The organism is Fibrobacter sp. UWS1 (genome assembly GCF_002300445.1).
GTDB lineage: Bacteria > Fibrobacterota > Fibrobacteria > Fibrobacterales > Fibrobacteraceae > Hallerella > Hallerella intestinalis.
Window position 1 is genome coordinate 819,860 of record NZ_NSGW01000001.1, and the last position, 13,874, is coordinate 833,733.

Annotated in this window: 14 protein-coding genes; 8 read left to right on the forward strand and 6 right to left on the reverse strand. The window is 47.1% G+C overall.

All coding sequences use genetic code 11. The annotated features are described in order from the left end of the window. Together ybeY and BGX14_RS03470 are read right to left on the reverse strand one after the other, a co-directional pair. Complete coding sequence (gene ybeY / locus BGX14_RS03465) at nucleotides 1-474, reverse strand: rRNA maturation RNase YbeY (protein WP_083545742.1); 474 nt, start codon at nucleotides 472-474, stop codon at nucleotides 1-3. Then, nucleotides 464-754, reverse strand: a complete 291-nt coding sequence (locus BGX14_RS03470) for a hypothetical protein (RefSeq protein WP_073303683.1) — start codon at nucleotides 752-754, stop codon at nucleotides 464-466. Before BGX14_RS03470 ends, ybeY begins: the two co-directional genes overlap by 11 nt. 84 nt (nucleotides 755-838) lie before the next feature. On the opposite strand from BGX14_RS03470, the gene BGX14_RS03475 reads away from it, so the two are divergent. After that, nucleotides 839-2,344, forward strand: coding sequence for a FecR domain-containing protein (locus BGX14_RS03475; RefSeq protein WP_158223217.1), 1,506 nt, complete (start codon nucleotides 839-841; stop codon nucleotides 2,342-2,344). Nucleotides 2,345-2,386: 42 nt separating this feature from the next. Here BGX14_RS03475 and BGX14_RS15470 read toward each other — a convergent pair whose 3' ends face one another. After that, a complete protein-coding gene (locus BGX14_RS15470) occupies nucleotides 2,387-2,539 on the reverse strand; it encodes a hypothetical protein (RefSeq protein WP_158223218.1) in 153 nt (50 codons plus the stop codon). A 393-nt stretch (nucleotides 2,540-2,932) separates the two neighbouring features. On the opposite strand from BGX14_RS15470, the gene BGX14_RS03480 reads away from it, so the two are divergent. After that, nucleotides 2,933-3,565, forward strand: coding sequence for a hypothetical protein (locus tag BGX14_RS03480; protein WP_095879065.1), 633 nt, complete (start codon nucleotides 2,933-2,935; stop codon nucleotides 3,563-3,565). Nucleotides 3,566-3,770: 205 nt separating this feature from the next. Here the strand turns inward: BGX14_RS03480 and BGX14_RS03485 are convergent, their stop codons facing one another. After that, a complete protein-coding gene (locus BGX14_RS03485) occupies nucleotides 3,771-4,784 on the reverse strand; it encodes an IS30 family transposase (RefSeq protein ID WP_095879066.1) in 1,014 nt (337 codons plus the stop codon). 146 nt (nucleotides 4,785-4,930) lie between these two features. Between BGX14_RS03485 and BGX14_RS03490 the strand changes: the two genes are divergently transcribed. From BGX14_RS03490 to BGX14_RS03515, 6 genes are all read left to right on the forward strand, one after another. Then, entirely contained in the window at nucleotides 4,931-5,518 is a 588-nt protein-coding gene (locus BGX14_RS03490; protein WP_095879067.1) for a DUF6345 domain-containing protein, read from the forward strand. Between the two features lie 12 nt (nucleotides 5,519-5,530). Continuing rightward, the gene (locus BGX14_RS03495) at nucleotides 5,531-5,971 is read left to right on the forward strand and encodes a hypothetical protein (RefSeq protein WP_095879068.1); all 441 of its coding nucleotides are present in this window, start codon (nucleotides 5,531-5,533) and stop codon (nucleotides 5,969-5,971) included. 304 nt (nucleotides 5,972-6,275) lie between these two features. Continuing rightward, complete coding sequence (locus BGX14_RS03500) at nucleotides 6,276-7,850, forward strand: NAD(P)/FAD-dependent oxidoreductase (RefSeq protein WP_233126393.1); 1,575 nt, start codon at nucleotides 6,276-6,278, stop codon at nucleotides 7,848-7,850. 10 nt (nucleotides 7,851-7,860) lie between these two features. Beyond that, nucleotides 7,861-8,847 carry an RluA family pseudouridine synthase gene (locus BGX14_RS03505; protein WP_078776987.1) on the forward strand — a complete coding sequence of 329 codons (987 nt, stop codon included), beginning with the start codon at nucleotides 7,861-7,863 and terminating at the stop codon, nucleotides 8,845-8,847. Nucleotides 8,848-8,905: 58 nt separating this feature from the next. Next, the gene (locus BGX14_RS03510; RefSeq protein ID WP_095879069.1) at nucleotides 8,906-9,637 is read left to right on the forward strand and encodes a peptidylprolyl isomerase; all 732 of its coding nucleotides are present in this window, start codon (nucleotides 8,906-8,908) and stop codon (nucleotides 9,635-9,637) included. A gap of 273 nt (nucleotides 9,638-9,910) precedes the next feature. Continuing rightward, nucleotides 9,911-11,263, forward strand: coding sequence for an IS5 family transposase (locus BGX14_RS03515; RefSeq protein ID WP_198951137.1), 1,353 nt, complete (start codon nucleotides 9,911-9,913; stop codon nucleotides 11,261-11,263). Between the two features lie 66 nt (nucleotides 11,264-11,329). Here the strand turns inward: BGX14_RS03515 and BGX14_RS03520 are convergent, their stop codons facing one another. Further along, nucleotides 11,330-12,328: a BsuBI/PstI family type II restriction endonuclease gene (locus tag BGX14_RS03520; RefSeq protein ID WP_078776985.1), complete on the reverse strand. Its 999-nt coding sequence runs from the start codon at nucleotides 12,326-12,328 to the stop codon at nucleotides 11,330-11,332. Between the two features lie 6 nt (nucleotides 12,329-12,334). Further along, the gene (locus BGX14_RS03525) at nucleotides 12,335-13,381 is read right to left on the reverse strand and encodes a DNA cytosine methyltransferase (RefSeq protein ID WP_095879070.1); all 1,047 of its coding nucleotides are present in this window, start codon (nucleotides 13,379-13,381) and stop codon (nucleotides 12,335-12,337) included. Nucleotides 13,382-13,874: the final 493 nt, after the last annotated feature.

Below are 13,874 nucleotides of genomic sequence, written 5' to 3' on the forward strand. Positions count from 1 at the left end.
CTATTTTTGCCCTTTTTGAATGCGGTAAATATCGAATCCCAAAATTTCGCGTTCCCGACGGCGCATGACGGCCCGTTCCGCAGCCGTGTGGTGGTCATAGCCCGAAAGATGCAGAAGGCCGTGGACAATCATGCGTTTCAGTTCCTGATAAAACGAATTGCCGAACTTGGGAGCCTGGCGTTTCACCTGGTCCCTGGCAATGTAGATTTCGCCGAGAAGATAATCTTCGTGCCATTCAAAGCTCAGCACGTCGGTGACTTTATCCAGTTTGCGGTATGTGGCGTTCAGTTCCCGAACCATGGCGTCCGAACCGATGACGATATTCACATTTTCCGGATGCCCTTCTTCTAAAAGAATTTTCCGGGCGAGCGGTTCCAAACGGGATTTCCACGGAAATTCATCGCCTTCTTTTTCGGCAAAAAATTGAACCTGAAAATCGGGCAATCGAGGTTTTTGCTTCATATTAGAGTTCATACCACTTTTTCAAAATCTCGATAATCGCTTTTGCCTGTTCCTTGCTCGAAATGTTGAATTTGCTTCTCTGTTTGAAAACGCCCTGCTGCTTTTGATAGCGGCGGATGGAAACCTTCGGATCGCCAAAATCGCCCGTTTTGGCATTTTTTTCCTGATAGAGGAACATCATGGTGGACCAGGCGCCCTTGCTCAAAAATTCCTTGGCAAGCTCCTTGATGACAAGCTCGCCGGTTTCTTCGTCGGTATATTCCACGGTCGGTTCCAAATTTTCTGTATCCATAATCACCTCTTTATTCTATTTTTCGTGGGAAAAATAAAAAAAATCTATATTCCGATTGTCGATTTCTGCCCAAAGGAGTTCATTTTGAAAAACTTTCCGCGTAAAATCCAATCCCTTTGCCTAGGTACTATTCTTGCCGGAGCCTTTTTGATCGCCCCGACATTCGCCGCCACCCCTACCATCGGAAAAGTCCGCTATATTCTAGGTGAAGTGACTGTCCAGAAAAAAGCCAAGTCCAATTGGAATCCGCTCCGCGTCGGCTTGAAAGTCCGGGAAAACGACATTATCCGTACCCTGGTGGAAAGCGAAGCCGGAATCGCCCTTTCAGATGGCAGCCTGATCACGATTGAAGAAAACACCGTCATCCTTTTTGAATCCGCCGTGCAGAACCAGGGCAAGACCGTGAACATCCAATCCGGTCGTGTATTTTTCGATGTGCAAAAGCAAGACGGCAAAAGCGAATTCCAATTTAAAACCGCCACAGCGACTGCGGCCATTCGCGGCACGAACGGCTTTGTCGAAAACGGCCCGGACGGCATCATCGTGTCGTTGGAATCCGGAAAGATGGAAGTGACCGACGCCCAAGGCGCAAAAATCGAAGTCAGCGGCGGGGAAACGCTGGTCCAGGACAAAGCCGAAGGCATGAAAAAATTCAAGACGCCCAGCTCCGGCTCCAAGAACCTCGCCAAAGAAATTTCCAAGGAAAAGCAGAACGGCAAAATCGACGTAAAAGCGCTGGAAAAAAGGGCGCAAGACCTGGACGCAAGACAGAGCAGAGCCGCCGATTCCCTGGCCAAGGCGAACCCATGCGAATTTAATTCCCTTCCCGAAAAGACGAACCAGACCTCTGTCCGCATCAGCGGCAAGTGCAAAGCGGGAGTCGAACTTCAGATTAACGGAATCGCCATCGCCCTGGAAAACGGAAATTTCCAGACCCTTGTCGAATGGGAAAAGGAAGCCTACGGAACGAAGCGCATTCGCGCCAAGTGCAAAGCCGGCGAAGCGGAAATCCTCTGCAAAGAAGCCTTCCTGGAATACGTCAAGCCTTCAAAAGACGATGGCAACGCCTTTATCCGCATTCAAAAGGACAATCCCGTTTCCATGACTTCCAGCGGACTGCATCTGCAAGGGCAATTCTTTACCGAAGACGCCAAGGCCAAAGTGACCGTTCAGCTCGGCAACGCCAAATCCGAAAATTTGAACACCCGCTCCGCCAACGGCACATTCCATTACACATTCTCCGCGACCGACCCGAAAGTGAGCGGGAACGAAAAATTCGCCTTTGTCAAACTGGAAAGTGCCAAGGGAACCCTGACCGACTCCGTCGCCGTCACCTTCCCGCCGAAAATCCGCATTCTCGGTTCGGACGCCGAATGCTCCTTCCAATTCAGTCTTTCCGGAACAAATGGAAAAGAGGTTCTTGTCGAAGAATTTGTCGATGGCATCCCGACGGCCAAAGCGACTTTTAAGCAAGACGTTTCCAACGCCGGATTCCCGATGCTTCCCGGAACCCACGTCTATAAAATTTTTGCCAAGGACGAAAACGGAAACCTGTCCGAAGCGACACAATCGTTCACCTGCAAGCAGTAAAATCATCCGGGCGTTCCCGCCTGCGGCGGTCGCGGGATTGCGCTATGGCTTTGCCTTGTATTCACGGCGTTCATCGGCAAAGCCTTCGTTCAAAAACGCTTCCCGAAAGCGTTTTCGAACCCTGCGGGCTGCTCCCGCTAACGCAATTGGCGACGTAAAAAGGCAGGACGTAACGAAAGAAATACCGTTAGCCATCAAGCGAATAATCGGGGAAGGAAAATTTTCCGGCAATCATAACAAACGCCCCAAACCAGCCAAACATTTTTAGATGCTGAAATTGCAGGATTTTAATCATTTATCGGGAGAACAAAATGTAATAACTAATTTTCAACACATCCTAAAAATAAATAATTATTTTATCTATTAAAAAACGGAGCTTTTAAATGATTAGGCTACAATATCTTTGAACTTTAGTAATTTTTCTTTCTGCAAGTTACGGCCAATTAACGGTAAGCGATAAAATACACAACCAAATACAAGAGCGGGAAAACGCTTCGGCAATTATGAAAAATTCCCAAGCCACGAAAAACTACTACGCCTATATCATTTCGGGGGGAAAAAAATTTTACATCAGGAAAATATTTCCAAGTGACAAAACTAGAAAATTTTCATCGTTTTACATTAAATACGAAAAGCAAAAAGAAACCTTCTCTTACATCAAATACGGAAATGCGCCTTCGCGCCATGGAAGATATAAAGAACTTTTTACCCAAAGAAATAGCCGACTCATGCGAAATAACATCTGTGAACATTGAATATGAACAACGTGATACCAATCAAGCTAAAATTATTGGAAGCATAATAATGATGCATCGAAAACTGGACGGCATTTCCGTAAGAGGAGGCTCCTACGTGTTGATGAACTACGATTCTACCGGCTTATCCTATATGGACATTCAATGGGAAAAATACAGCAAGGTTCCCGTAAAAAGTTCTCTTGAATTGAGCAAACGAAACAAGCTTCATCGGCAAGAATTTGACAATCTCGTTGAAACGGTTTCCCAAGACTTCAAAAAAAACGGATTACGCGGTCACTTTGAAAATTCTTCGCAAACATGGAGCCGAATAGAAACTGAAAACGGAAAAGCGATGCTCGTACCAAGCATTACTTTCATAGGGCAGTATTCCCCAAAAGATAGCGACAAAATTCTCCCTATGGTATTTGACATCCCTATAGACGCATCACTCCTTCCAATAAACGAAGTCCTCGTAGAAAAATAAGAGAAACAAATATGAAACATTTTGTATTATTAGTTCTGATTACGTTTTGTCTAGCGCACACCAAGGACGCCATCGTTCCCCCTAAATTTTCTCTGGTAACATTCGCTATCAAGCAATCCGAGAATAATTGGCAAAAAGAGCTGCCTCTCGCCCTAAAAACAGCCAACGCCCTAGTCAACTCATTCAAGAGCAATCTTAGCAGCAACTACCCAAACGTAACATATTTATCAAAGGGCGGATTTTCGTCGCTAACGCGACTTAGGTTTGTAGTTATAACTTGCGTATAAATATACTCTAAAGGGGTCATAAAGTCAAGCCTTTTTCGAGGCCTGTTGTTCAGTTTATCCTGTATCCAGCGAACTTTCCGGGGAGAGATTCCCTTGAACGACTCCTTCTTGGGAAGATATTGGCGTATTAGACCGTTCATGTTCTCGTTGGCACCGCGCTCCCAGGAGTGGTACGGGTTCGCAAAGTAGTAATCCGCCTTCATAGCTTTCGCTATTTCTGCGTGACAGGCGAACTCCTTCCCGTTGTCCGAAGTGATTGTGAGAATCTTGACTTCGAACGTTTTCTCAAAGTCCTTCAGCGCCCTCACAAGCGTTCTCTTCAGGTCTTTCGCGTTCTTCGTCGGAAGATACCTTATCAGGCTGTAATTCGTCATCCTGTCGTTGATCGTGAGCAGGTTCGCGTCATGGTCCGCGCTGTTTATCAGGTCTATCTCGATGTCGCCTACGCGTGATTTCTCGTCCACGATTGCCGGACGTTCCTCGATGGGCACGCGGCCTACAATCTGGCCTCTCTTGTCCTTCTTCTCCCCGCGCTTACGGTATGGTTTCTTGCCGTGCCGCAAGTGCTTCTTCAGGTCCTCGTCCTTGTTCACATGCCTGTATATCGTGGCGACGCTAGGGACACCCATCCCATCGAGTTTCGCGCGTCCGTTCACCTGTTCGGGAGAGTAGTCTTCCTTGATTTTCCCGTCCACGATTTTCCAGTCGTCCTCGTCGTAGTCGTAATGCAGGTGACTTGTCGCGGCAAGGAGGTCTGCCCGTTCCTGCGACTTGACCGGGTCGTAATGCTGGCGGCCGCCGCCCCTGTTTAGTTCCCTGTAGATTGTGGATTTGTGGACCTTCAGCTGCAAGGCTATGTTTTTCGGGGGGATCTTTGCCGCATTGAGCGCTCGTATTTCGTATCTTTGTGCTTGGTTGAGACTCACCGCCATGTCCTTTTTTGGTAGAATCGGCAAGGTAGAAAAGTTTCGGCCAGGTTCCCCAGGGGCTAGCCCTAGGGAACTTTTTTTCTTCCCGATTCAACCTATATCAGTCGCATTGACGGTGAAAATTCGCGAAGCAATACGAAAACAGCCAAGTGACAAAAGAACGCTTTGAAGGATCCGAAACGAACGACTATAATTTCGTTTTTTACAACGGGCACGGACGGGTTAATGCCATAACAATGTGGAAAGAATCTACCCGAGTTTTCAATACGTCTAAATCTTTTGGAGGAAAAACATATTGGGTTATGTTAAATTCTTGCCTTGTTTTTAAAAATGGGGAATCCAATCAAGAACCATGGTTTAATGGAGTTCATTCAATCCTTGGCTACAGCTCACAATCCATCTGGTTTTCTAAATCATATCGATGCGGAGTTCTGAATCTAAAAACCTGCCATCGTTACTCGTATTATACAGAAAGGGATTTTGCTTCAAACTGGATTAAGGGAAAGCAAGGGATTTGGGAATCTTTTAAAAATGCCGTTTCCAAAAATATTCTCAAAGAAGGCGGCTATGGCGTTGAGCCCAAAATCGTTTACCGCTATGGAAACGTTGATGGAAAATTCTTTGACCCATGGGAAGAAACTTTTGAAAATTCCATTCAGAAACCCGTTTTTAAAAAAGCGGGAGAATATACAGGAATAGCCTCCAGATGGGTGACCATGGGGACTCCAAAATATTAACAGGGGCATCCGATGAACAAAATTACGTTCCTATCCTTACTCGTAAGCTGCTGGCTTATTGCAGGCTGCCAGAACGAATGGGGAGACACAGAAGGGTTTCACTACGACACCTCGCTCCATTACGACGAAAGCATTCTCCTGCTGGACTCCATTTCAAATTGTTCCGGCAATATCGACGACGCGTTCTTCGTGGACACCCTCTTTATTGAATCCGTCGGTGGCAAAAAGACTCTCGTCTTCCCCGCGCAAATCTACACGGACAAAAAAATCATCCGCTCCATCGGCATCCACCCTTCCGGGGACACTCTCATCGTAGGACTTATTGAAAAAGAAAAGACTCCCAATTACCTGCTGGACTGCCCCGTCCTGGTTTACAGCACCGTGAACAAGGATTTGCCCGGAAAATACCTGTCACTGGGACCGGCATACACCTATTTCCTGAAGAAAAAATAATTTTCACCCGGGCGTTCCCGCCTGCGGCGGTCGCGGGATTGCGCTAAGGCTTTGCCTTGTATTCACGGCGTTCATCGGCAAAGCCTTCGTTCAAAAACGCTTCCCGAAAGCGTTTTCGAACCCTGCGGGCTGCTCCCGCTAACGCAATTGAAAAATTTCACCGGCAACCCGTTACAAAAAAAGGCGGAAAGTACGGAAAAGGAACCGCAGACCAAGAAACCAACTTGGCGACTCGACGCCATTAGAGTATATTTTCTGCCGAGTTGAACAAATCCACTTGGCGACCCTTCGCCAAACCCAAACGATGCTCCTGAATCCATACCATTTCCGGGAACTTTCCGTTCCCCTGTCCCAAAAAGGTCTGGTCGCCCAAGCGCTCGCCCACGCTCTGAATGTGCGCGAAGACGAAATCTTCAATCTGGAAGTCGAAAGGTTTGCGTTGGATAGCCGCAAGCGAAACTCTCCGCATTGGAGCTACAACGTCCGTTTTGAAATCGCGAAACGCCTGCCGACGACACACTGGCTGGTTCCCGCTACGGAAAAAAAGGAAACGCTAGATTCGGATGCATTCAAAAATTCCATTCCCCTGTCTCGAAAAGTCCATGTCGTCGGCGCAGGCCCTGCCGGGCTTTGGGCCGCTCTTTCGCTTGCGCGCAAAGGATTTTCCGTGGAACTTTACGAGCAAGGAAGTCCCGTCGAAGAACGCTTTCAGGACATCCACCGCTTTTTCGGCGACAGGAAATTCAATCCGCATTCCAATATTTTGTTTGGCGAAGGCGGCGCAGGCGCCTATTCCGACGGGAAACTGAACACGCGGACCCGAAATCTCTATTCGAGCGCGGTTCTTGAAGACATGGTTCGATTTGGCGTTTCCAAAGACGTGCTGACATTTGCCAAACCGCATATCGGCACGGACCGTCTGGTGCTTTTACTGCGGGCATTGCGCGCGGAATTTTTGTCCCTAGGCGGGACGCTGCACTTTCACACCGCCTTGGAAGATATCGACATTTCGGGCGGCGAGATTTCCCGGCTCCAGTTCAACGGAAAATGGACGGATGCCGACGCTCTCGTCCTTGCTCCGGGGCATTCCGCACGAAACCTCTATTCCCTTTTGCACGAACGCGGCGTCGCGTTGGAAAGCAAGGCGTTTGCATTGGGAGTTCGGGTGGAACATCCCCAGTCGCTCATCAATTTGCGGCAACTCGGCCCGCAAGCGGACACCCGTTTGACCGGCAGCGCAGAATACGCCCTGACAGCCAAAACGCTCGGCGGGACTTCTGCCGCTTACAGCTTCTGCATGTGCCCCGGCGGAGTCCTTGTCCCCTGCGTTTCAGAAAACGAGACCCTTGCCACCAACGGCATGAGCTACAGCCAAAGAAACGGGAAATTCGCCAACGGAGCCATTGTCGTGCCCATTCCCCAAAGCAAAACCCTTTTCGGGGGAATCGAAATGCAGCGTCGCTTTGAAAAAGCAGCCTTTGAACTCGGCGGAAGAAATTACACGGCTCCCGCCCAGACCATCCGTTCTTTTCTGGAGGGGAAAATCGACGCGGCTCTCCCGAAGAGCACTTTTTCCACGGGGGTCGTCCCGGCGGACATTCGGGAAATCCTAGACGCCAACATCTGCAATTCCCTCGCTGACGGTTTTGAACAATTCGAACGGAAAATTCCGGGCTTTATTCGGGAAGGCCTGATCGTCGCCCCCGAAACCCGGACCAGTTCCCCGCTGCGCATTCTCCGCAACCCGGAAACTCTGGAAAGCATTTCCGTCAAAGGCCTGTTTGTCCTTGGCGAAGGTGCCGGATACACAGGCGGGATCGTCACCAGCGCTGCGGACGGAATCAAACTCGCCAACCGCGCCAAAGCCTTAAATTGCTAGATTGCCTTTTATGATTACCCGAATCATCGACAGAAATTTTGCGAACATGCGACTCGACCGTTTTTTACGGCAGGCATTCCCCAACGAACCGCTCTCCACTTTTTTCGCCATTCTCCGCAAAAAGAAAGTCCGGGTAAACGGCATTCGCGCCAAAGCGATGCAAATTCTTCACGACGGCGATACGGTCGATATCTACGAGAATTTCAAAAGCGTTTCGGAAAATAACGAAGTCCCCGTGAAAAAAAGCTGGGGTTCTTCACCGGAATTTGCCGACCGCCAATTCGTCAAAGAGAATCTGGTGTTCGCCCTGGAAAAAGAGGACTTTGTGATTCTGGACAAGCCTTCGGGAATCGCCAGCCAGCCGGGAACAGGAACGCGCAAAGGCGAAAGCCTTGTCGAAATGCTGTGGCAATGGGGAAAGGATCAGCAACTGAACTTCAAGCCGACTCTCGCCCACCGCTTGGACGCCGACACATCCGGCCTGATCATCGCGGCACTTTACGGCGACTCCCTTCGGGATCTGACCCGGATGCTCCGCGAGCACGCCATTCAAAAGACCTACACGGCTCTCATCAAGGGCAACTTGAAAAAAGACGAAGGCACCATTGACATTTCTTTAAAACGCACCGATTCCAAATCCGGTTCCAAAATGAAAACCGAGGAAAAAGACGGCAAGCGTTCAATCACCCACTACACGGTCCAGCAGCACCTCAACGGCTACGACCTGGTCAAAGTCCGCTTGGAAACAGGACGGATGCACCAGATTCGCGCGCACTTTGCCAGCATTGGACACCCGCTTCTGGGCGACACCCGCTATGGAGATTTCGCACTCAACCGGAATTTCAAAAAGGAATTCGGGCTCAAGCGGCTGTTTTTGCACAGCACTCGATTGGAATTTGAATGGAAAGGAAAACGCATCGCCGTCGATTCGCCACTGCCCAAGGAGCTGCGGGAAACCGTCAAAGCGGTAAAGAAAAATAAAACGCCATCGTTCTAGCCATCGGCCTTATCAAATTCTTTTTATCTTTTGACTCCATTTCAACAAGGAATAAACCATGCCCATTGCAGAAAATACCAAAGTCGCCATCCACTATACGCTTACGGACGACAACGGAAACGTCATCGATTCCTCCATCGGCAAAGAACCTTTGAACTACATTCAAGGGCGGGGCATGATTGTCGTCGGTCTTGAAAAAGCGATGTACGGCAAAGAAGTCGGCGAAAAGTTCAATGTGGACGTCATTCCGTCCGAAGGTTACGGCGAACACAATCCCGAACTCGTCCGTCCGATTCCCAAGAGCGCGTTCCAGGCGGATTCCATTGAACCGGGCATGACATTTTACGCCAACACCCCAAACGGTCCTCTTCCGCTGACGGTTTCCAGGGTCGAAGGCGATAACGTCATCATCGATATGAATCATGAACTCGCCGGCAAGACGCTGCACTTTGCTATTGAAGTGGTGAAAGCCGACCCGATGAGCGCCGAAGAACTTCAGGAACTCGAACAGCACGCAGGGCATCACTGCTGCGGAAGACACAAACACGGCGATGGGGAATGCTGCGGAAAGCACGAGCACGGAGACGGGGAATGCTGCGGGAAGCACGAGCACGGAGACGGGAAATGCTGCAGAAAGCACGAGCACGGAGACGGGGAGTGCTGCGGGAAGCACGAGCACGGAGACGGGGAATGCTGCGGGAAGCACGAGCACGGAGACGGGGAATGCTGCGGAAAGCACGAACACGGCGACGGGGAATGCTGCTGCAAAAACAGCGCAGACGAAAAATAGCCGCCATCCAAAGGGGAAATTCCGATTGAATGCACAACCTTACGTCGGGATTTCCCAAACCCTTCTAGCCTTTCTCAAAATAAAAACACTTCATCACTCAGCAACAAGCGAAATATTTTGGTCGAGAGTCCGTCTTTGACATTTAATGGTGTTATCTAGTCGTCCCTTAAAATCCCGCCCAGCCCGCATAACTATTGGGAAAAATTGATTTCTACCCTGTGAAAATATTGCAAGGTTTTCTAAAATATGACTGAAAACCTTGCAATTTTTCCCATGTACAGACCGCCAAAATCCTCCGCCCAGACAAGCCTTTTCTGTTCCCTTGAGGAGCAGTTGAACCACAAGCATCCCCTTTACGTTCTTGCGAACAAGATTGACTGGAACAAGTTCGAGACCGAGTTTTCGAAACTGTTTGACGACAAAATGGGTGCGCCGAACAAGCCGATCCGTCTCATGACCGGGCTCATCATCCTGAAGCACATCCGCAACGTATCGGACGAGTCCGTCGTGGAGCAGTTCCAGGAAAACGCCTATTACCAGTACTTTTGCGGAGAACGGTTCTTCTCGACGGAGCAACCCTGCGACCCGAGCGAACTTGTCCACTTCCGGCATAAGATCGGCGAGGAAGGCTTGGACATGATCCTCAAGGAAAGTATCCTCGTCAACGATGACCACGATAAACAAGGACCGACAGGATGCGGCACGGTCTTTCTTGACACGACCGTGCAGGAAAAGAACATCACGTTCCCTACAGACGCCAAACTTGCGAACAAGATAATAGAGCAGGTGCAGAAAATCGTGGAAGAACACGGCCTTCCGCAGAGACAGTCCTACAAGAGAACCTTGAAGAAGATTCATCGTGACCAGCGTTTCCGCAATCACCCGAAAAACGCCAAAAAGGCTCACAAGGCGGATCGCAGGTTGAAAACCATCGCGGGACGGCTCGTCCGCGAAATGGAACGGAATCTTTCGAAGAAAAATCTGTCGGGTACGTACAAAGGAAAAATTGAACTTTTCTACAAAGTTCTGGCACAGAAGAAATGCGACAAGGACAAAATCTATTCGCTACACGAACCCGAAGTGAAATGCATCGGCAAGGGCAAGGAACACAAGAAATACGAGTTCGGCAACAAGGTGTCAATTGCCCGGAGCTACAACGGCATCATCGTCGGCGCAGTCGCGTTCAGGGACGAGTATGACGGACATACGATAGACGATACGCTTGACCATGTTGAACAAATGCTTGGATTCAGGCCGAGCCAGGCCGCATGCGACCGAGGCTACCGCGGACAAAAGGAATCCGGAACGACAAAGATCGTGATACCCGACGTCCCGAAGAAAAACGCGACTTACTACCAGAAGAAAAAGGCACACAATCTTTTTTGCAAGAGGGCTGGCATCGAGCCTATCAACGGCCATCTGAAAAGCGATCACCGTATGGGCAGAAATTTCTACAAGGGAATCTTTGGCGATATGCTCAATGCAAAGCTTGCAGCAGCGGCGTTCAACTTCAAGAGGGCCATGAGGCGCTTTTTTGTCCTGTTGGAATGGCTATACTTTTTTTGCCTTCTGTGGAACGGAATGAACAAAAAATGCGAACGTCCTTATCTTGCGTTCGCAAAGTGACCTTTTTAAGGGACGACTATCTAGTCATAAAAATTTCAAAACCAATTTAATAGGACTTACAAGTTTTTATTTATGAATCTCTAGAAACTTGTAACCATTGAAATGTATCAAGTGATCTGGATTATCGGCAATCCAAACTTCCGTTTCCCAGGCGATAGACTCACACCATTTTCTAAATGTTTTTTTATCAAGGAACGCCGTAAAGAAAGCCAATTCCGTTTTTGCATTAGTTGCTTCAAGGGCTCGTTTTATCTTATTGATTCTAATTTCACTCATCGGTCCAAATGAATGTACCGCTTCTATCATATACAAAATGTTTTTTTCTTCACTATAGGCGACAATATCCGGTAATTCCTCATGTCCCAATGTGAAAAAATGAAGGTTCTTTAATTTTTCGTTTTCTACATATAACAGTTTTTTTTCTGTATCTCCAATATAAAGAACTTCAGCACCAAAGCCAAATCGCGGCAGCAACTCTTCTATGATTTTCTTGTGTAATTCATTATGTTCGCCGACAGATAATTTCAGGACAATGCCATTGGGCAATGTAACAGGAATTTTCGACAATTCCCGTTTTCTTGCTAATTTTTCTTTGAGAAGCGCATTCTTTTCCATAAAATCTTTTAAAGCAGCTTCCCAGGTTGGTTTGCCATATTGCTTGGCAAGATGAACAAATAATGGATTTAAAATATAGCCTCTATTTGGTGAATTGGTCGCCTGATCCTCAAAACTAGCAGAACTCATCACTACATTGGCTTCTTTAGGAGCAAGTAAGTCTTTTCTTCTTATATCATCATAGGAACCCAAAGATATTTTTTCAGCGAAATATTTGTTTTCGTAGTTGATAATATCTCTCGTTTTTTGAGCATCGGAAACTTGACGAGAAATCAATTCCGACAGAGATTTTTTTGCATTGCCAATAGCTAAACATGCACCAACCATTTTCTCTTTGGCGCGATCACTTAAATCATTTGTAGGAATACCCACCGCTTCAAGAATCTTTAGAAAATCCTGATAGAGCTTTTGAAGTTGAGGTTTTTTGTTTCCTTTAAAATGGCTTATCATAAAGCTTTATTTCCCTGGGTTCAAAATGTTCCGTAATTTAAGTTCCGTTTCAACTTTTTTATTGATTTTCACAATTTCATCATTGGGCAAGCATTTCTTGTAATATGTTTCCTTGACGGACATTGCAATGTGGTGCGCTAACATAGGGGGAACTGCGTTTCCAATTTGATTGTATTGTTTTGTCTCGTTGCCGCAGAAATCAAACCAATCAGGAAAACTTTGTAGACGAGCAGCTTCTCGAACAGACACCCGTTTACGTCTTCCATCGCGCAGATTTACCCGCAGCATGTCACTTGTCGCCCCAGCAAGATTTCTGCACGTTACCGTTCTCGACGGCAATTCCTGATGCAAATCGCGCGGTCGCTTACAATGCGATTTTTTTTCATAGGTTGCAATATATTCATCCTGCCTTGGTGTTAATATTTTTGTAGGGTCTTCTACAATTTCAATCAAATCGCTTAACGCATCTCCAACAGTAATTTTTACCAAGGACTCCGCAGGATATGTAAATTTAGATTGATGCCCCACAACAATTAGTCTTTCTCTCGTTTGCGGGACACCATACCCGACGGCATTCAGCACGCGCATTTCAATAATATAGCCAACCTTTCTCAATTCTGATAAAATCATTTCCAAATAATCTCTATGAGAAAAAGCAAGATTTCTCACATTTTCAAACATAAAAACCTTTGGCCGTAATCTAGCGACGGCATCAATAAAAATGGGGAAACCGTCTCGTACATCTTTCATTCCCAACTGATTACCGAATACACTAAACGGCTGGCAAGGTGGGCCACCAATGACAATATCAATGTTTTTGTTCTTCGGATATTCATAGCCAACAGAAAGTTTATCGCAAAAGCAATGTCCCTTGAGATTTTTATTATAAGTATCAACCGCTTCAGGAACCATTTCATAACCGATTGTTTCAAAGCCAACCGATTCAAAACCTAATGACAAACCTCCACAACCAGCGAATAAATCCAAAACTACAGGCTCTTCCGTAATTTGAATACTCAGTTTACTGTCATTATATCTAGAGTAATTATTCATGTAATAATATCACCCATCAAAACTGTTCTACATTCAAAATAAAAAATAGAAGAATTATTTCCTTTTCTCAAAATAAAAACACTTCATCACTCAGCAACAAGCGAAATATTTTGGTCGAGAGTCCGTCTTTGACGGCCATCTATTTAGCACAGCAAGCTCTTCCATAAGAAGATTCCCTTTTTTGCAAACAGACAAATCCATCATTGCCATTTGCCAAGCAAAAATTCAAACGCATAAAATGACAGCCTCCTCTAAAAATTACTTGAGTAAAGTGGTTTGGCTAGCGGTCCTGAGTTCATCGAAGGGCAGCAACCGATTTGAATATTAAACTTTAAAGAAAATTCCAGAAGGACGTGGCGATGATTACGGATTATGCGAAAATGAACGAAGGGCGGATGATTCCGTTCGTTCCCGACGCCAGGAATACGTGGAGGTCTAGCCGCCGCTCTCCCTTTTGGACCTGTTGCAGAAACCGTTAATGCAGTTCAAAAAT

What these genes read in the sequence shown, in the direction of transcription:
- ybeY (WP_083545742.1), bottom strand. Translation starts at nt 474, where the DNA reads ATGAACTCTAATATGAAGCAAAAACCTCGATTGCCCGATTTTCAGGTT.
- BGX14_RS03525 (WP_095879070.1), bottom strand. Translation starts at nt 13,381, where the DNA reads ATGAATAATTACTCTAGATATAATGACAGTAAACTGAGTATTCAAATT.
- BGX14_RS03470 (WP_073303683.1), bottom strand. Translation starts at nt 754, where the DNA reads ATGGATACAGAAAATTTGGAACCGACCGTGGAATATACCGACGAAGAA.
- BGX14_RS03515 (WP_198951137.1), top strand. Translation starts at nt 9,911, where the DNA reads ATGTACAGACCGCCAAAATCCTCCGCCCAGACAAGCCTTTTCTGTTCC.
- BGX14_RS03510 (WP_095879069.1), top strand. Translation starts at nt 8,906, where the DNA reads ATGCCCATTGCAGAAAATACCAAAGTCGCCATCCACTATACGCTTACG.
- BGX14_RS03520 (WP_078776985.1), bottom strand. Translation starts at nt 12,328, where the DNA reads ATGATAAGCCATTTTAAAGGAAACAAAAAACCTCAACTTCAAAAGCTC.
- BGX14_RS03500 (WP_233126393.1), top strand. Translation starts at nt 6,276, where the DNA reads ATGCTCCTGAATCCATACCATTTCCGGGAACTTTCCGTTCCCCTGTCC.
- BGX14_RS03505 (WP_078776987.1), top strand. Translation starts at nt 7,861, where the DNA reads ATGATTACCCGAATCATCGACAGAAATTTTGCGAACATGCGACTCGAC.
- BGX14_RS03495 (WP_095879068.1), top strand. Translation starts at nt 5,531, where the DNA reads ATGAACAAAATTACGTTCCTATCCTTACTCGTAAGCTGCTGGCTTATT.
- BGX14_RS15470 (WP_158223218.1), bottom strand. Translation starts at nt 2,539, where the DNA reads ATGGCTAACGGTATTTCTTTCGTTACGTCCTGCCTTTTTACGTCGCCA.
- BGX14_RS03485 (WP_095879066.1), bottom strand. Translation starts at nt 4,784, where the DNA reads ATGGCGGTGAGTCTCAACCAAGCACAAAGATACGAAATACGAGCGCTC.